The sequence below is a fragment of the Parazoarcus communis genome, from assembly GCF_003111665.1.
Lineage (GTDB): Bacteria > Pseudomonadota > Gammaproteobacteria > Burkholderiales > Rhodocyclaceae > Parazoarcus > Parazoarcus communis_B.
This window is the reverse complement of record NZ_CP022188.1, coordinates 1971232-1988301: the sequence shown is the minus strand read 5'-3', so window position 1 is coordinate 1988301 and position 17070 is coordinate 1971232. Positions and strand designations below refer to the sequence as shown.

The following is a 17070-nucleotide window of genomic DNA, read 5'->3' as shown; positions in this document are numbered from 1 at the left end:
GGCAGTGGCTTGTAACAAAGGCATGTAATTCAAGCCTGTCATTAGCAAACAATACACTAGGGATAGCAATGTAAAAATAATCCTTAATTTCTTTTGAATCACAAGTGAAAGCAGTATCCAGAGAAAGGCCCCGAATATTGTTGAGACAAAGGTCGGTAAAATTACATTAAAGAAATGCTCAAAGGCTACTCCGAGTACGGCCCCTAAAGGGATCTGCCAAATCCAAATTAAAATTGAAAGAAGGGCTGAGGTTAGAGATAAATATGCACCAGACCAGTAGAGCTCCTTTGAGATTACTGAGTTCAATGCATTCTTTGCGCCAGACGGGGCGCATACGACAAGACTGAAAAGCGCAATTGTAGTAACCAATAGCCAAGTGAACGATACGCCTGTCATCTTATGATCTCGGGAAAGTAGGTTGCCTAACGCCCGGCACACCGGCCGCGCGTAGCGCGGTCCGCGTGCTGCCGGTTGTTAGTTTTCGTCTCTTCTTTCTTTTGGAACATAATCCCAGTGCCTCTCCTTATAGAGAGCCCCCATTAACAGGATGTTGATTTAATAGGTTTTCCAGCATCCATGCGGGTTGTGAGGCTGATATAATTACATCTGCATTAAGAAACTGATTATTCTCATGCGCGGCATCGACCATAAACAGAACGCCCTGTTCAGCTACGTCAATATCGAAGACCGCATTGACCGGGATCATCCGTTGCGCCGGATCAAAACGCTGGCCGATATGGTTCTGCGCACGATGTCGCCGCAATTCGATGCGTTGTATGCCGATGGTGGCCGCCCGTCGATTGCACCGGAACGCTTGTTGCGGGCGTCGCTGTTGCAATGTCTGTTTTCGATTCGCTCGGAGCGTGCGCTGGTCGAGCATATCGATTTCAACATGATGTTCCGGTGGTTCGTCGGCATGACGCTGGACGAGCCGGTCTGGGATCACTCGACGTTCAGCGCCAATCGCGAGCGGCTCCTCAAGGAGAGCGTGATGCGCGAGTTCTTCGGTGGCGTGGTGGCGATCGCCGAATGGGCCGAGCTGGTGTCGGACGAGCATTTCAGTGTCGACGGCTCGCTGTTGCGGGCGTGGGCCTCGCACAAGAGCATGATGGCCCGGGACGGCTCCGACGAGCCGCCCGGACCGGATCAGGGACGCAACCCCGAGGTGGACTTTCGCGGCAAGAAGCGCTCGAACAAGACGCACGTCTCGCGCACCGACCCGCAGGCCCTGCTCGCCAGCAAGGGCGGCGGCGTGGCGTACCTGAGCTACACCACGCATGCGTTGGCCGAGAATCGTCACGGTCTGATCGTCGATGTCCACACTACGACCGCCACCGGAACCGCTGAGCGTGAGGCGGCGTTGGTGATGGCCAGGCGCAGCATCAAGCCCGGCAATTCGGCGCACAAGCCGACGCTGGCGGCCGACCGGGGGTACGACACCGCCGAGTTCATCGCCGCGCTCGAGCCGCTGGGCATTGCCCCGCATGTCGCGGCCAAGGTCAAGGGCAGCGCCGTGCCCAATGAGGTGAAGTCGTCCCCCGGTTACGCGGTCAGCCTGCGCCGACGCAAGATGATCGAAGAGGCCTTTGGCTGGGCGAAGGATATCGGCACGCTGCGCCATGCGATGGCGCGTGGGCTGGATCGAATCCGTGCGCATGCGTTGCTCAATTTCTCGGCTTATAACCTGACGAGATTGGGCAATCTGCTGGCGCCGTAATTCGCGGGCGCCCTGGCGCCCTGCGGATGGGAAACGTTGTAGTCGAAAAACCATGTCTTTGCGGCGACAGGAGCGCTGCTGATTTGCGGTAGCACAATCGACGGAAAAGTCAGCTTGAATCGGCATGATCACGGGGAAAGCGGGCGATTTTCAAAGTCGATTTTTCCCAGGGGACTGGAAACCGAAGGTGAACCCGAGATTTTCAACACCCTGTTAAGGCCCCAAACTTACCGATGCTCACTTGATCCTGTTGCGCTACTTCGACGATTGAATCGTCATAAACAGCTTCAGGTCGAGCAACCAAAATAAATGCTCCTTCCCTGATGCTGTCGGGCTTTTGAAAATAATCATCTAGGGAGTATTCATATTCGTCAGACAAATGAACAATCACTTGGCTAAACCCACCCGATCTCCTGATCAAATAGATGTAGTGTTCATCTGTTTGACTGTTATCAATGCGCTCCCAGGACAGCACTTTGGCATGTTTGTTGAGTGCACTCTCAAGATATTGGGGTATTGTGTAATGCAGATTTCTACCCAAGCTAGATCACCTTTTCGGATTTGTATATTTTCTCTAAAAACCTACCAAAGCTCTGAGCCTCTCGCTCCGAGAACACCTTTAAGTGCAACGAGAGGGAAAAATCCTTCTCAAAGGCATTTTTCAGTTCCTTTGATATTTCAGCAAACAACCTTATTTCTTCAATATCAACAAGATTGTTTTTTATGATCACATCTACGTCAGTCTTTTCTTGTCCATAGAGCGCGCTTCCAAAGATGTATACAGATTCAACTTTATCTAGATATTGAGAAAGAGATTTCTTCAGCCATTCCACATATTTTTCCATGTTATTATCATTTGAATTGGAATATTTGAAAATCAAATCCGCAAAGCTCAATGGGAACTGATCATTGCTGTAGTCAAAGTTTGGGTTGGAACAGTGATTTTTAAATGCTGCAATATGTGATTTCATCTTGCTTACAATCGGTGCTTCATTCTTCGTAAGCACTTTCACTCTGTTCAATATATTCAGTATCTCATCGTTGTTAGGTACAATCTGATCCCTTTTTAGCTGCTCCCATACTTCATAGTCTTGCCTTAAATCATCTACATTCCCGCTTTCAGAATTAGGCCCAAATGCGGTAAATACTCGGCGATTGTCGTCCATCAGAGGCCTAAGATCTTTTGCTGCGTGTCGCAAAGACTTATGCTTTTTAACAGTGCCAGGCTGACTATTTATCATTCTTATAATGAATATGATGATCGATGAAAAGATCATCACTGAACCGATGGCAATGAAAACAGCATCGGCACCCGAACTAAGGGACAACTTCACATAAGTTCCACCTGAAACCACTTCTATGGTGGAGCATAGCTGTATGATTCGCTGATACCCGGCAAGAAGCACTCCACCAGAGAGCAAAGCCCAAATAAATTTGGAATCAAAATTCTGGTTCAATATCCGATTGAGCTTTTCAAGTGCAATACCTTTGAGCGTTAATTCTTGGCCCATATGCTTCCTAAAAAACTAACGTGAAGTTGAGGCGCCTGCGCGGCTTTTCGCGCAGGTCGCCTCGAACGCAGGGTTAGACAGCGCCTTCATTCGGTGAGGCCCAAATACGAGAAGTCCGCTCCGAACTCGCTAGCTCCTGCAATCTCACGCTTGAACTCCTCGAAGACGGCAAGCATATGCACGTCTCCAATTTGAATCCTTGACGGAAGGATTCCATGCAACTGCTCAGACGTGGATTTCATCAACTCCACAAAAAGGTAGCGGAAGAATTCAGCAATCGCCCGTAGAGTCGTCTGAGAGTTAGCGTTGGACCAGAACATTGCCTTCTTCGGGATTTGTAGGCCCGACCAATGTTCACCGTCGATCGAGAACGGTACATGCCATTCATGTCCGGCGTCTTTCGGTTCCTCTACTACCGCCCCGATCGCTGCTACCTTAGGGTGGACATACTCATTTCGAGCGGTAATCAGCTCCTTCATTCTTTGAACCTCTACCCGGCCTCGATCAAGAGCGCCAAACTCGGAAAGCTGGAGATAGGTTTCGACCTTCGCCAGGGGTGAAAGCTTGTCAAGTTCTGTGCGAAGGGTTGCAGACAACTCAAGAGAATGAATTAGGCAGTTGGCTGCGCACTCAACACTAAGCGCAGCTGCAATGACAGACGCTCTTGCATAGCGGTTCATCCGAAAGGAGTCCGACTCGGCCGTAGCGCACCGATGCTGAAATGCTGCGTCAGCGAGCAGGTCGTAGAACGCTATGTAGTGAAAGGTGGCGGGAGCCCGAAGATCGCTGGTCATGTGTTGAGATGGTGTACGGGGGGGGGGGGAGCAACCTGCGCTGTCTAACGTTAAAGGTAAGGGGCGCGCCGCGTGCGGCGCGTCCAGCGACCGAAGGGAGCAACCTTGACCGCCATGTTAGGCTTTAACAACACTGACAAACGTTTTATAGATGGCATTTTGCCTTTCAGCGCCGGCTGCATAGTGCGGCAGTTCGGCCAACAGACCATCAACAAGATGAGTTGGCTCTGATAGAGGGCGGAATGCAATACCCTCCCAGGCCCGCATGCTTAAAGGTGCCATAGCCTGTAGCTGGTACTCCAAGGAGGTAAGGCTTGCAAAATATGGCTCTGCTAATGAATTACGAGGAATGGTCACGTAGCTCGCCCTGCAGTACCTGCGAATGAAGGCATTTCTCAGCTTCTTTGCCGCATCTGCATCAGCAGGGTGCTGCTCGTTGGCAGCGGCTGGATCGTCAAGCTTCTTGCAGTAGCGCCACATGCGCCCGGTGCAATAGGCTTGTGTGAACTTATGGCTCCGCCCCTCACTACCAGTAGCATGCTTGCTATAAATCCTTGTGCGAAATCCTTCGGTAGCCTTTGGTGTGCTACCAATATATCGGATCTGCCCTTCATGATCCCAAAGCGCATAAACACCAAACTCTTCCGGAAGATCAGAAAGGTTGACAGGCTTAGATTTTGTCAGCGCCTCAAAAACACTTTGAGTATCCACGATATTTCCTGGTTGCCTAACGTGGAGGCAAGCGGCCTCCGGAGCGCGCAGCGCGGAGGGAACCAAGAGCGAAGCTTTTGGCGGTCCGCTTGACCATAGTGTTAGGCGATTTTTGACGCAATATGTTTTGCACTTCAGCGTTGATACTTAGCTGACGTACCGTTTTCCCAATTAACCGAACCAGACTCAATGGGAAATACGTTGAATATTTCTTTTAGAGCCGCAGCACCTTGCAGGTGCCGTTGGTTAAAGCAAAAATCAACGGCGTCGTTGAATTTTTCAAATAACTCTTTCATATCCCACTCTTTTTGAGCCGCTTGGAGCAGCCAGTAAAGGAGGTCGGTTTCGCAGTTGACCTTCCTTAAATCAATTTCCCAATTAGGGTTTACAAGACTACGAATTTTTAAAGCTTCTGAATCGAATTGCCATTGGCTCATTATGTTGACCTGCCCCGATTCTTCGGACCACGAGTTACTTGAGACGGATGGCCTCGTGGTCGTTGCCTGACTGGTTCTGAACGTACTGCGCCGGGGTCAGGTATCCCAGCGCAGAATGCGGTCGTACTTCGTTGTAATGACGGCGCCACTGCTCGATGACGACGCGCGCCTCAAGGCGGTTGCGAAAGTATTCCATGGATAGGCACTCGTCGCGGAACTTGCCGTTGAAGCTCTCGTCGGTGCCGTTTTGCCATGGCTTGCCCGGCTGCGACAGCGCCATTTGCAATCCCTCATCGGTCGCCCACTGGAGCAACCGCGTCGAGACGAACTCCGGGCCGTTGTCCGAGCGCAATGCTTTCGGCGCTCCGCGTTCGCTGATCAAGCGGCTCAAGACATCGATGACGCGCTCCGAGCGGATGCTGCCCGCGACGTCGATCGCCAGCGCCTCGCGGGTGTGCTCGTCGATGACCGTTAGACATTTGAGCTGCTGGCCGTTCGCGCAGGTATCGAACACGAAGTCGTAAGCCCAAATCCCGTTCGCCTCCGATGCGCGCTCGACCTGATCGCGCTGACTGGCCACCCGGCGGCGCGGTCGCTTGCGCGGTACCTGCAAGCCCGCTTTGAGCCACAGCCGCCAGGTGCGGCCGATGCTCAGCCGGTGCCCGGCGCGACGAAGAAAGATGCGGATGCGTCGGTAGCCGTAGCGCGGGTACTGCGCTGCCAATCGCCGCATCTCGCCGATCAGCGGACGATCACGCTCATCGAGCCGCGACGCATAGCCAAGTGCCGAGCGCGACACGCACAACAATGCGCACGCTCGACGCTGCGAAATGCCTCGCTTCACTGCGTAAAGCACCTGCGCTCGGCGCGCGCAGGTGCTCACCATTTTTTTGCCGTGATCTCCTTCATCACGTCGATCTCCAGATCCCGCTCGGCCAGCATCTTCTTGAGTCGCGCGTTCTCGGCCTCCAGCTGCCGCAGTCGCTTGACCTCGTCCGAGCTCATGGCGCCGAAGCGCTTGCGCCACGTGTAGATCGTCTGCTCGCTCACTCCGTGCTTCTTTGAGACCTCCGCGACCGGCAAACGGTCGGCCTCCCGCAGAATCTTGACCATCTGTTCTTCTGTAAAACGGCTCTTGCGCATGGCTTCCTCTTCCTCTTGGAAGCCATCCTCTCAAGTTTCAGCTGGCCCGAAAAGCCCGGAGCAGGTCAATGTTCCCTTTTTTCTAAAGAATTGCTCAACGTGTTGTAGAGAGCAAATCTGCTGTGTAAGTTGAAAAGCGCTGTGTAAGGCCAGCGATCCGTCATGCTCATTTGTCATTTAAATCATCACCTTCCTTGCTATGCTGTTATCGCATACAGCACTTACACAGCAGACAAAGCCGTCATGCAGTCCAACAACGTATCGGCACCCCCGCCCCGTTTGCTCGATCAACTGCACGAACGCATCCGCTACAAGCACTACAGCATACGAACCGAACAGGCTTATGTCTATTGGGTTCGTGAATTCATTCGTCACCATGGGCTGCGCCATCCGGGTGAACTGGGGGCAGTCGAGGTTGAGCACTCTCTTGCATGGCTGGCCAACGACCGGCAGGTTGCTCCATCGACCCATACCCAGGCATTGTCCGCGCTGCATTTTCTTTACCGGGAAGTGCTCCGTATTGATCTACCCTGGCTGAAGGAGATTGGCCGTCCGAAGCAGCGCGAGCGCGTTCCTGTGGTGCTGTCGCAGACCGAGGTGACGCGCTTGCAATACGGTAACTGGATGCGCCTGATGGTGACACTGCGGCTGCGGGTGTTGGATCTTGCTTTTGACCGACGCCAAATTTAGCGGGAGAGCGCAGATGGGCACAACTTCACTGAAATTGCCCGACGACATAAAACAGCTTGCCGTATCCGCTGCAATGCATCAGTGGATCACGCCACACGCATTCATGGTTGAGGCGATCCGGGCCACCGCACTGGCCGCAGTGAAGCGGGCTGGGTTTGTTGCCGATGCACTTGCGCCGAGAGCCAAAACACTGGCGTCCGGCAAGGGCTGCGCTGCGGACGAGGTCAATGCCTACATCCGGGCACGCGCAGGCAAAAAGGCCCGTTCCCGTCCAGAGGCCAAGTCTTGGCGCGACTGATTCTCGCGATTCGCCACCAGCGCGAGGCTGGCTACGCCCCGCCTTAGGGCTGACGGCGCATCCAGCCTGGATGCGCCGTCTCGCTTCAAAGCAGCGGTGCCAGCCAGCGCTCCGCTTCCGTCAGGCTCATGCCGGTGCGCTTTGCCCAGTCGGCGACCTGATCGGAGCCGATCTTGCTGATCGCGAAGTAGTGGCTTTCGGGGTGGGCGAAGTAGAAGCCGGACACGGCTGCCGCGGGGGTCATGGCCATGGACTCGGTGAGCCCCATGCCGGTGTTCGCGGGCACGTCGAGCAGCTGGAACACGGCCGCCTTGACGGTGTGATCCGGACACGCGGGGTAGCCGGGCGCGGGGCGGATGCCGCGGTATTGCTCCTTGACCAGCGCGGCATTGTCCAGCGCTTCGTCGGGGGCGTAGCCCCAGTATTCCTTGCGCACACGCTCGTGCAGCCATTCGGCAGTGGCTTCGGCCAGACGGTCGGCCAGGCTCTTGAGCATGATGGCGCGGTAGTCGTCGTGGGCGGCCTCGAACTCGGCCAGCTTGTGCTCGATACCCAGACCGGCCGTGACCGCGAAGGCGCCGCACCAGTCGCGCACGCCGCTGGCCTTGGGGGCGACAAAGTCGGCCAGACACCAGTGCGGCTTGCCGGCGGGGCGTTCGTGCTGCTGGCGCAGGCCGAACCAGGTCATCATCGCTGCGTCGCGGGATTCGTCGGCATAGAGTTCGATGTCGTCACCCACGCTGTTGGCGGGGAAAAGGCCGAACACGGCCCGCGCCTGCACCCACTGACCGGCGATGATGTCTTCCAGCATGGCCTGGCCGTCCGCAAACACTTCGCGCGCGGTTTCGCCCACGATCTCGTCATCGAGAATCTTCGGGAAGCTGCCCGCCAGATCCCAGGTCTGGAAGAAGGGCGCCCAGTCGATGTACTCGCGCAGTTCGGCCAGATCGACGTCGAGCGCCACCACGCCCAGCGTGTTGGGCTCGGCCGGCACGTAGGCGGCGTCGGCCAGCGGGTTGAAGGCGTTGGCGCGCGCTGCTTCGAGGCTGACCAGTTGCACACCCTTCTTGTTAGCGTGCTGGGCGCGCAGCTTGTCGTAGTCGGCCGCGAGCTGAGACTTGAACTCGGCCGCGCCGCCTTCGGACAGCAGCGCGGTGACCACGCCGACCGCGCGCGAGGCGTCGGGCACATAGACCACCGGCTGACCGTAGTGCGGCGCGATCTTGATGGCAGTGTGAGCGCGGCTGGTGGTGGCGCCACCGATGAGCAGCGGCACGTCGAAGCCCTGACGCTGCATTTCGGCAGCGACGTGGCTCATCTCCTCCAGCGACGGGGTGATGAGGCCGGACAGGCCGATGGCCTGGGCGCCGTGTTCGCGCGCGGCGTTGAGGATCTTCTCGGTCGGCACCATTACGCCGAGGTCGATCACTTCATAGCCGTTGCAGCCGAGCACCACGCCGACGATGTTCTTGCCGATGTCGTGCACATCGCCCTTCACCGTGGCGATGACGATGCGGCCCTTGCTGGTGGAGCCGGTGCGCAGCTTTTCCGCTTCGATGTAGGGGATGAGGTGGGCGACGGCCTGCTTCATGACGCGGGCGGATTTCACCACCTGCGGCAGGAACATCTTGCCCGCGCCGAAGAGGTCGCCCACCACGTCCATGCCGGCCATCAGCGGGCCTTCGATCACGGCCAGCGGCGGCTTGCCTGCGGCTTCGAGCTTGGCGCGCACCTCTTCGGTGTCGGCCACGACGAACTCGGTGATGCCCTTGACCAGCGCGTGCGACAGGCGCTTTTCCACATCCCATTCGCGCCAGGCGAGATCCGGCCCCTTGTCCTTGACCTGGCCTTTGACCGACTGCGCGATCTCGACCAGCGCCTCGCCCGCACCGGGCTTGCGGTTGAGCACCACGTCCTCGACCGTTTCGCGCAGGGCGGGGTCGAGGTCGTCGTACACACCGAGCATGCCGGCATTGACGATACCCATCGTCAGCCCCGCCTTGACCGCGTGATACAGGAAGACGGTGTGGATGGCCTCGCGCACCGGGTCGTTGCCGCGGAAGGAGAAGGACACGTTGGAGACGCCGCCCGAGGTCTTGGCGTGCGGCAGGTTCTGTTTGATCCAGGCCACGCTCTGGATGAAGTCGACCGCGTAGTTGTCGTGCTCTTCGATACCGGTGGCGATGGCGAAGATGTTAGGGTCGAAGACGATGTCTTCCGGCGGGAAGCCGATGCCCGTGAGCAGTTTGTAGGCGCGTTCGCAGATCTCGATCTTGCGCGCGTAGGTGTCGGCCTGGCCCTTCTCGTCGAAGGCCATCACGATCACGGCGGCGCCGTAACGGCGGGCCAGCTTGGCCTGGCGCAGGAAGCTCTCCTCGCCTTCCTTCATCGAGATGGAGTTGACCACGCCCTTGCCCTGGATGCACTTCAGGCCGGCCTCGATCACGTCCCACTTGGACGAGTCGAGCATGATGGGCACGCGCGAGATGTCCGGCTCGGTGGCGATGAGCTTGAGGAAGCGCTCCATGGCGGCCATCGAATCGAGCATGGCTTCGTCCATGTTGATGTCGATGATCTGGGCACCGTTCTCCACCTGCTGGCGTGCAACCGCGAGCGCGTCGTCGAAGCGGCCTTCGAGGATCATGCGGGCGAAGGCCTTGGAGCCAGTCACGTTGGTGCGCTCGCCGACGTTCACGAACAGGCTGTCGGCGCTGACATTGAAGGGCTCGAGGCCCGACAGGCGCATCTTCTTCTCGATTTCGGGCACGACGCGCGGCGGCAGCTTGGCCACGGCCTGGGCGATGGCGGCGATGTGCGCGGGCGTGGTGCCGCAGCAGCCGCCGAGGATGTTGACCAGCCCCGACTGTGCCCACTCGACCACCGCGGTGGCGAGTTGCTCGGGCGTTTCATCGTAACCGGTGGGCGCGAGCGGGTTGGGCAGGCCGGCGTTGGGGTGGGCGGAGACGAAGGTGTCGCACACGGTGGACAGCTCATCGACGTAGGCCCGCAGCTCCTTGGCGCCGAGCGCGCAGTTGAGGCCAAATGAGATCGGCAGCGCGTGCGACAGGGAGTTCCAGAACGCTTCGGCGGTCTGCCCCGACAGGGTGCGGCCGGAGGCGTCGGTAATGGTGCCGGAGATCATCACCGGCAGACGGCGGTCGAGGTCTTCGAAGAGCTTTTCGATGGCAAAGACCGCAGCCTTGGCGTTAAGCGTGTCGAAGATGGTTTCGATCAGCAGCAGGTCGGCGCCGCCTTCCATCTGCGCTTTGGCGGCGTCATAGTAGTCGTCGACCAGGGCGTCGAAGCTGATGTTGCGGTAGCCGGGGTCGTTGACGTCGGGCGAGATCGACAGCGTGCGCGAGGTCGGCCCCAGCACGCCGGCGCAGTAACGCGGCTTAGCCGGGTTCTTCGCAGTGAATTCGTCGCACAGTTCGCGCACCAGGCGGGCGCTGGCGAAGTTGATCTCGTAGGCCAGATCGGCAAGGCCGTATTCCGCCTGCGACACCTTGGTGGCGTTGAACGAGCAGGTCTCGATGATGTCGGCGCCGGCGTCGAGATAGGCGCGGTGGATTTCGCTGACCACGTCCGGGCGCGTGAGCACCAGCAGGTCGTTGTTGCCCTTGAGGTCGCGCGGATGATCGAGGAAGCGCGTGCCGCGGTAATCCGCCTCGCCCAGCTTGTATTGCTGGATCATCGTGCCCATGGCGCCATCCAGAATCAGGATGCGTTGGGCGAGTTGCTGGCGAATTTCGTCGGAGCGGTCGGCTTGCATGGTTCTACCTCGATCTGCGGTTAATGCACAGCGGGTAGCACGGCCAAAAATAAACGGCGCGGCAAACCCGGCTGATTGGTTTGCGAGCGCCGTTGTTCAGTTGCCAAGCCTGGCCCGGCTAGATTCCGGGTCGCAACGCTCCTTGGCAAGGGGCGGATTTTACTGGGTTTTTGTCGCAGCTGTCGAGCCGGAAATCAGCCCCCTCGCCCACTGGCCGGCACCGTCGACATCAACTGCGCACCGCAACTTGTGCGGTGCCCGTCGAAAGCCACCGGCTTTCCGTCCAGCAGCACGTCCGGATCGCCCTCGGCAATCACGCAGTTGCCATGCCCCTTGCGCGGACACACACAGCGGTCGCCAAGCACCGCCACCGTGCGCCCCATGACCACTGATCTCGCGCCAGTACTTACCACCCGGCCGCCGTGGCTGGTCGGATCGCCCAGCCGAATCACACCGCGCATGTTCGCGCTCCTTTCTTCATTCCGAATACCCCTGCCTGTAGCGCGACCAATCCACATCACGCCGCAACCCCCACCACGGCAGATAGGCATTGCGCTCACCGCGGGCGCGGAACCAGTCTTTGGCGGGATCGAAGACACGGGCGCGGGCGGGTGGCGTGACGACAACAGCCGCAGCGGTATCTGGCTCCGTCGTCCCCGCCACCAGCACCGGCGTGCCCTTGTGGTGTGCGTAGGCGATGGCCAGCGCGACATTGGTCAGCGCCGTGCCGGCCCCCGTGTCGCCCATCAGCGCGGTGTTGTTGAAGCCTTGTTTGAGGATGTCGAATTCGGGCAACGGCTCGCCCAGCGCCTGCCCCAGCGTTGTGAGTCGCTTGCCGGCGGCGTCGCTCGCCTTGCCTGCATCGTGGATCAGGTAGCCGACATCGGTCAGTGGCCGACCGGCGTTGCTGGCGGCCTCGTCGACTGCTGCCCGCCACGCCTGCACCAGTCGGGGCTGACCGGCCTGGACTTCGAAGTCCTTCGCGTTGCGTGTTGCGGGGCGGCCGATCCAGGCAAGGGGCTCGCGCTCGGTGTCGAAGGTCGGGCCTGCGAGGATCAAAATCGCAATGTTTTCGCTCATCCGTTCGTCGCGGGGGTGCTCTGGCGCATCCCAGGTCATAGCCCAGACGGTTTCACTTGGGTGAGACTGGAGATAGTCGAGCGCCGCAGAAAGGGAAGTAAAACCAATGTTTGAGTTGCCTGCCGAGACACGAACATCGGGCGGAGTACTGCGACTGGAGATGGAGGGCCGCCCGCCGATCCCGAACTGGGAAATGATGGCTTTCTGCACAATGCTGGCAGCCTCTACCGGGTTCAGATCCTGTCGAGCCGGGATCGCAAGCTCAATGTGTATGCCGGCCAGTTCTCGCCAAAGCTTTTGTGACTCGGGCTGCACCGTGTAGAAATAGGTCGGGCTTGCTGCGTAGCGGTGGCGGAACGGGAGTAGTACTTCACGAACGTACCCGCCCAGGAAGCGCGTGAAAGTGACTCGACCATCCCACGTTGAAACGATTGAAGCAACGGGCTGAACGGTGGTGAATTTCTGGGACTTCGTCTTGACCTTATAGTCATCCCCGTTCGGTGCGGCTAACCGTAAAGTCCATAGCAGCTGCCACTCGGTTGGGTAGTCACGACGGACCAACGGATTTAACCACTGCACACCGACGACTTGAGCACGAAATGGTTGCGTTACCGCATCAACACTTTCAAGAGTGCTTCCCGAGGCCTTCGTAGCGTTCGTAGAGCAGGCGGCGAGACTAAGAAGCGCAACGCAGATGGTCGCAAGCATTCCCAATCGCTGTATCACAAGACCCCGCAATACCGAGGGTGCGAACGCCGTTCGATGAATTCTGGCGACGGCACTCATTCCGAATACCCCTGCCTGTAGCGCGACCAATCTACATCCCGCCTCAACCCCCACCACGGCAGATAGGCATTGCGCTCACCGCGCGCACGGAACCAGTCGTTGGCGGGGTCGAACACGCGAGCACGGGCGGGTGGCGTTACGACAACAGCCGCAGCGGTATCTGCCTCCGTCGTCCCCGCCACCAGCACCGGCGTGCCCTTGTGGTGTGCGTACGCGATGGCCAGCGCGACATTGGTCAGTGCGGTGCCAGCACCGGTATCTCCCATCAACGCGGTGTTGTTGAAGCCTTGTTTGAGGATGTCGAATTCGGGCAACGGTTCGCCCAGTGCCTGGCCCAGGGTTGCGATTCGCTTGCCGGCGGCATCGCTCGCCTTGCCTGCATCGTGGATCAGGTAGCCGACATCGGTGAGTGGCCGACCGGCGTTGTAGGCGGCCTCGTCGATTGCTGCTCGCCACGCCTGTACCAGTCGGGGCTGACCGGACTGTACTTCGAAGTCGTTCGCGTTGCGTGTTGCGGGGCGGCCGACCCAGGCAAGGGGCTCGCGCTCGGTGTCGTAGTTCGGGCCTGCGAGGATCAGCAGGGCGAAGTTCTCGCTCATGCGCTCGTCGAGCGGAAACTCGGGCGCATCCCAGTTCATTGCCCAGACGGACCCAGTCGGATGCGACTCAAGATAGTCGAGCGCAGCAGAGAGCGAAGTAAACCCCGCGTTCGCGTTTCCTGCTGTTATACGAATATCGGGCGGAGTACTACGACTGGAGAGTGACGGAGCCCCCCCGATCTCGAATTGGGAGGTGATTGTCTCCCGCATGATCGAACTTGCACTATCCGGATTAACAGGATGTTGATTTAATAGGTTTTCCAGCATCCATGCGGGTTGTGAGGCTGATATAATTACATCTGCATTAAGAAACTGATTATTCTCATGCGCGGCATCGACCATAAACAGAACGCCCTGTTCAGCTACGTCAATATCGAAGACCGCATTGACCGGGATCATCCGTTGCGCCGGATCAAAACGCTGGCCGATATGGTTCTGCGCACGATGTCGCCGCAATTCGATGCGTTGTATGCCGATGGTGGCCGCCCGTCGATTGCACCGGAACGCTTGTTGCGGGCGTCGCTGTTGCAATGTCTGTTTTCGATTCGCTCGGAGCGTGCGCTGGTCGAGCATATCGATTTCAACATGATGTTCCGGTGGTTCGTCGGCATGACGCTGGACGAGCCGGTCTGGGATCACTCGACGTTCAGCGCCAATCGCGAGCGGCTCCTCAAGGAGAGCGTGATGCGCGAGTTCTTCGGTGGCGTGGTGGCGATCGCCGAATGGGCCGAGCTGGTGTCGGACGAGCATTTCAGTGTCGACGGCTCGCTGTTGCGGGCGTGGGCCTCGCACAAGAGCATGATGGCCCGGGACGGCTCCGACGAGCCGCCCGGACCGGATCAGGGACGCAACCCCGAGGTGGACTTTCGCGGCAAGAAGCGCTCGAACAAGACGCACGTCTCGCGCACCGACCCGCAGGCCCTGCTCGCCAGCAAGGGCGGCGGCGTGGCGTACCTGAGCTACACCACGCATGCGTTGGCCGAGAATCGTCACGGTCTGATCGTCGATGTCCACACTACGACCGCCACCGGAACCGCTGAGCGTGAGGCGGCGTTGGTGATGGCCAGGCGCAGCATCAAGCCCGGCAATTCGGCGCACAAGCCGACGCTGGCGGCCGACCGGGGGTACGACACCGCCGAGTTCATCGCCGCGCTCGAGCCGCTGGGCATTGCCCCGCATGTCGCGGCCAAGGTCAAGGGCAGCGCCGTGCCCAATGAGGTGAAGTCGTCCCCCGGTTACGCGGTCAGCCTGCGCCGACGCAAGATGATCGAAGAGGCCTTTGGCTGGGCGAAGGATATCGGCACGCTGCGCCATGCGATGGCGCGTGGGCTGGATCGAATCCGTGCGCATGCGTTGCTCAATTTCTCGGCTTATAACCTGACGAGATTGGGCAATCTGCTGGCGCCGTAATTCGCGGGCGCCCTGGCGCCCTGCGGATGGGAAACGTTGTAGTCGAAAAACCATGTCTTTGCGGCGACAGGAGCGCTGCTGATTTGCGGTAGCACAATCGACGGAAAAGTCAGCTTGAATCGGCATGATCACGGGGAAAGCGGGCGATTTTCAAAGTCGATTTTTCCCAGGGGACTGGAAACCGAAGGTGAACCCGAGATTTTCAACACCCTGTTAAGATCTGGCCTATCTGGCAAAGCCAACTCGATATGAATTCCCGCCAGCTCCCTCCATTGCTTCGGTGACCTTGGCTGAACCGTATAGAAATAGGTGGGATTGCTCGCATATCGATTTCTGAAAGGGAGAAAGATTTCTTCTGTGTAAAAGAAATAGAAATCTTCAAAGGTCTTACGTTGAGGTGAATTCGACACGATTGCAGCGACAGGTTGAACCGTAGTAAATGACTTGGGCTCGGTCCTAACCATGTCGTCGTTCCTGTTCGGCGAGGCTAATTCTAAAGTCCAGAGCAACTGCCATTCGGTCGTGTAATCGCGACGAACCAGTGGATTCAGCCACTGAACGCCTACAACCTGGGCACGAAAGGGGTGGTCAAGCACCGAAGAGCCAGCAGTCGCTGCGGCAACCCGTGTCGGTCCGCCGAACGAACACCCCGTGACTAACAGAGACGTTACACCGGTCAACACAAACGACAGCCCCCATCGCCTCACCAGGTCGCGGCCCCGGACAACTTCACGTGCTGCTTGATGGATGACCTCTCCCACACTCATTCCGAATACCCCTGCCTGTAGCGCGACCAATCTACATCCCGCCTCAGCCCCCACCACGGCAGGTAGGCGTCGCGTCCGCCCCGCGCGCGGAACCAGTCTTTCGAGGGGTCGAACACGCGGGTGCGGGCGGGTGGCGTGACGACAACAGCCGCAGCGGTATCTGCCTCCGCCGTCCCGGCCACCAGCACCGACGTGCCCTTGTGGTGTGCGTACGCGACGGCCAGCGCGACATTGGTCAGCGCGGTGCCAGCACCGGTATTTCCCATCAGCGCGGTGTTGTTGAAGCCTTGTTTGAGGATGTCGAATTCGGGCAACGGTTCGCCCAGTGCCTGGCCCAGGGTTGCGATTCGCTTGCCGGCGGCATCGCTCGCCTTGCCTGCATCGTGGATCAGGTAGCCGACATCGGTGAGTGGCCGACCCGCGTTGCTGGCGGCCTCGTCGATTGCTGCCCGCCACGCCTGTACCAGTCGGGGCTGACCGGGCAGGACTTCGAAGTCCTTCACGCTGCGTTTTGCGGGGCGGCCGATCCAGGCGAGGGGCTCGCGTTCGGTGTCGAAGTTCGGGCCTGCGAGGATCAGAAGGGCAAAGTTCTCGCTCATGCGCTCGTCGAGCGGAAACTCGGGCGCATCCCAGTTCATTGCCCAGACGGACTCAGTCGGATGCGACTCAAGATAGTCGAGCGCTGCAGAGAGGGACGTGAAACCCGCGTTTGCGTTTCCTGCCGTGATCCGAACATCGGGAGGCGTATTTCGACTGGAAACCGTGGGGCGCCCTCCGATTGCGAACTGCGAAATGATGGCCTTTTGGACAATTTCCTTTGCAACCTCAGCGTTCAGGTCGGGCCGGTCTGGCAAAGCCATTTCGACATGAATGCCCGCCAACTCTCTCCACAGCTTCTGTGACTTTGGCTGGACGGTATAAAAGTAATTAGGGTTACTCGCGTATCGATTTCTGAACGGGCGAAAGATCTCATCCACATAGGAGAAGAAGAAGTCTTCAATCGTCTTATCTTTAAACATGTTTGACGCGATTGACGCTACAGGTTGAACCGTCGTGAATGACTGGGGATCGGTTCTAACCATATCGTCATTTTTGTTTGGTGACGTTACAGCCAAGGTCCATAGCAACTGCCATTCAGTCGGATAGTCACGACGGACCAAAGGATTCATCCATTGAACGCCTACGAGCTGAGCACGGAATGGTTGTGGTTGTGGTTGCGTTTCCGCCTCGGCGCTCTCAAGGGCGCTTCCCGAGGCCTTCGTAGCGTTCGTAGAGCAGGCGGCGAGACTAAGCAGCGCAACGCAGATGGTCGCAAGCATTCCCAATCGCTGTATCACAAGACCCCGCAATACCGA

The 17070-nt window shown here is 58.4% G+C and carries 16 protein-coding genes and 1 riboswitch; of the genes, 4 read left to right on the top strand and 12 right to left on the bottom strand.

Annotated elements, in window-relative coordinates; all coding sequences use genetic code 11:
* The first annotated feature begins 631 nt into the window (after window positions 1-631).
* Window positions 632-1717: an IS5 family transposase gene (locus CEW87_RS09035; RefSeq protein WP_075146924.1), complete on the top strand. Its 1086-nt coding sequence runs from the start codon at window positions 632-634 to the stop codon at window positions 1715-1717.
* A 202-nt stretch (window positions 1718-1919) separates the two neighbouring features.
* Here the strand turns inward: CEW87_RS09035 and CEW87_RS22405 are convergent, their stop codons facing one another.
* From CEW87_RS22405 to CEW87_RS09020, 6 genes are all read right to left on the bottom strand, one after another.
* Window positions 1920-2258, bottom strand: coding sequence for a hypothetical protein (locus tag CEW87_RS22405; RefSeq protein WP_159098126.1), 339 nt, complete (start codon window positions 2256-2258; stop codon window positions 1920-1922).
* A 1-nt stretch (window position 2259) separates the two neighbouring features.
* A complete protein-coding gene (locus CEW87_RS09030) occupies window positions 2260-3228 on the bottom strand; it encodes a hypothetical protein (protein WP_108972394.1) in 969 nt (322 codons plus the stop codon).
* 86 nt (window positions 3229-3314) lie between these two features.
* On the bottom strand, window positions 3315-3908 hold the full coding sequence (locus CEW87_RS09025; RefSeq protein WP_159098125.1) for a hypothetical protein: 594 nt from the start codon (window positions 3906-3908) through the stop codon (window positions 3315-3317).
* A 231-nt stretch (window positions 3909-4139) separates the two neighbouring features.
* A complete protein-coding gene (locus tag CEW87_RS22400) occupies window positions 4140-4733 on the bottom strand; it encodes a hypothetical protein (RefSeq protein ID WP_159098124.1) in 594 nt (197 codons plus the stop codon).
* Between the two features lie 134 nt (window positions 4734-4867).
* The gene (locus CEW87_RS22395; protein WP_159098123.1) at window positions 4868-5170 is read right to left on the bottom strand and encodes a hypothetical protein; all 303 of its coding nucleotides are present in this window, start codon (window positions 5168-5170) and stop codon (window positions 4868-4870) included.
* Between the two features lie 34 nt (window positions 5171-5204).
* A protein-coding gene (locus CEW87_RS09020) for an IS3 family transposase (protein ID WP_108972390.1) occupies window positions 5205-6313 on the bottom strand; the annotation gives its coding sequence in 2 pieces (ribosomal slippage) (window positions 5205-6055 and window positions 6055-6313; 1110 coding nt in all).
* A 243-nt stretch (window positions 6314-6556) separates the two neighbouring features.
* Between CEW87_RS09020 and CEW87_RS09015 the strand changes: the two genes are divergently transcribed.
* A complete protein-coding gene (locus CEW87_RS09015; protein WP_108972389.1) occupies window positions 6557-7003 on the top strand; it encodes a phage integrase N-terminal SAM-like domain-containing protein in 447 nt (148 codons plus the stop codon).
* Window positions 6984-7301, top strand: a complete 318-nt coding sequence (locus CEW87_RS09010; RefSeq protein WP_159098122.1) for a CopG family transcriptional regulator — start codon at window positions 6984-6986, stop codon at window positions 7299-7301. Before CEW87_RS09015 ends, CEW87_RS09010 begins: the two co-directional genes overlap by 20 nt.
* Before the next feature lie 85 nt (window positions 7302-7386).
* Here the strand turns inward: CEW87_RS09010 and metH are convergent, their stop codons facing one another.
* The 4 genes from metH to CEW87_RS08990 form a co-directional block, all read right to left on the bottom strand.
* Window positions 7387-11073 (bottom strand): methionine synthase, encoded by a 3687-nt coding sequence (gene metH, locus CEW87_RS09005; RefSeq protein WP_108972385.1) that lies wholly within the window; start codon window positions 11071-11073, stop codon window positions 7387-7389.
* A 77-nt stretch (window positions 11074-11150) separates the two neighbouring features.
* Window positions 11151-11223: riboswitch (S-adenosyl-L-homocysteine riboswitch) on the bottom strand.
* A gap of 44 nt (window positions 11224-11267) precedes the next feature.
* Window positions 11268-11534, bottom strand: coding sequence for a PAAR domain-containing protein (locus CEW87_RS09000; RefSeq protein ID WP_108972383.1), 267 nt, complete (start codon window positions 11532-11534; stop codon window positions 11268-11270).
* A 16-nt stretch (window positions 11535-11550) separates the two neighbouring features.
* Window positions 11551-12861: a hypothetical protein gene (locus tag CEW87_RS22390; RefSeq protein ID WP_159098121.1), complete on the bottom strand. Its 1311-nt coding sequence runs from the start codon at window positions 12859-12861 to the stop codon at window positions 11551-11553.
* 74 nt (window positions 12862-12935) lie between these two features.
* The gene (locus CEW87_RS08990; RefSeq protein WP_199917157.1) at window positions 12936-13577 is read right to left on the bottom strand and encodes a hypothetical protein; all 642 of its coding nucleotides are present in this window, start codon (window positions 13575-13577) and stop codon (window positions 12936-12938) included.
* A 285-nt stretch (window positions 13578-13862) separates the two neighbouring features.
* Between CEW87_RS08990 and CEW87_RS08985 the strand changes: the two genes are divergently transcribed.
* Window positions 13863-14948, top strand: coding sequence for an IS5 family transposase (locus CEW87_RS08985; protein WP_075146924.1), 1086 nt, complete (start codon window positions 13863-13865; stop codon window positions 14946-14948).
* Window positions 14949-15076: 128 nt separating this feature from the next.
* Here CEW87_RS08985 and CEW87_RS22385 read toward each other — a convergent pair whose 3' ends face one another.
* Both CEW87_RS22385 and CEW87_RS08980 read right to left on the bottom strand, forming a co-directional pair.
* Entirely contained in the window at window positions 15077-15715 is a 639-nt protein-coding gene (locus tag CEW87_RS22385; RefSeq protein WP_159098120.1) for a hypothetical protein, read from the bottom strand.
* On the bottom strand, window positions 15712-16884 hold the full coding sequence (locus CEW87_RS08980; protein ID WP_159098119.1) for a hypothetical protein: 1173 nt from the start codon (window positions 16882-16884) through the stop codon (window positions 15712-15714). Before CEW87_RS08980 ends, CEW87_RS22385 begins: the two co-directional genes overlap by 4 nt.
* Window positions 16885-17070: the final 186 nt, after the last annotated feature.

Coding starts and splice junctions, on each gene's coding strand:
- CEW87_RS09035 (WP_075146924.1), top strand. CDS start 632: ATGCGCGGCATCGACCATAAACAGAACGCCCTGTTCAGCTACGTCAAT.
- CEW87_RS09030 (WP_108972394.1), bottom strand. CDS start 3,228: ATGGGCCAAGAATTAACGCTCAAAGGTATTGCACTTGAAAAGCTCAAT.
- CEW87_RS09025 (WP_159098125.1), bottom strand. CDS start 3,908: ATGAACCGCTATGCAAGAGCGTCTGTCATTGCAGCTGCGCTTAGTGTT.
- CEW87_RS22395 (WP_159098123.1), bottom strand. CDS start 5,170: ATGAGCCAATGGCAATTCGATTCAGAAGCTTTAAAAATTCGTAGTCTT.
- CEW87_RS09015 (WP_108972389.1), top strand. CDS start 6,557: ATGCAGTCCAACAACGTATCGGCACCCCCGCCCCGTTTGCTCGATCAA.
- metH (WP_108972385.1), bottom strand. CDS start 11,073: ATGCAAGCCGACCGCTCCGACGAAATTCGCCAGCAACTCGCCCAACGC.
- CEW87_RS09000 (WP_108972383.1), bottom strand. CDS start 11,534: ATGCGCGGTGTGATTCGGCTGGGCGATCCGACCAGCCACGGCGGCCGG.
- CEW87_RS22390 (WP_159098121.1), bottom strand. CDS start 12,861: ATGCTTGCGACCATCTGCGTTGCGCTTCTTAGTCTCGCCGCCTGCTCT.
- CEW87_RS08990 (WP_199917157.1), bottom strand. CDS start 13,577: ATGAACTGGGATGCGCCCGAGTTTCCGCTCGACGAGCGCATGAGCGAG.
- CEW87_RS08985 (WP_075146924.1), top strand. CDS start 13,863: ATGCGCGGCATCGACCATAAACAGAACGCCCTGTTCAGCTACGTCAAT.
- CEW87_RS22385 (WP_159098120.1), bottom strand. CDS start 15,715: ATGAGTGTGGGAGAGGTCATCCATCAAGCAGCACGTGAAGTTGTCCGG.
- CEW87_RS08980 (WP_159098119.1), bottom strand. CDS start 16,884: ATGAATCCTTTGGTCCGTCGTGACTATCCGACTGAATGGCAGTTGCTA.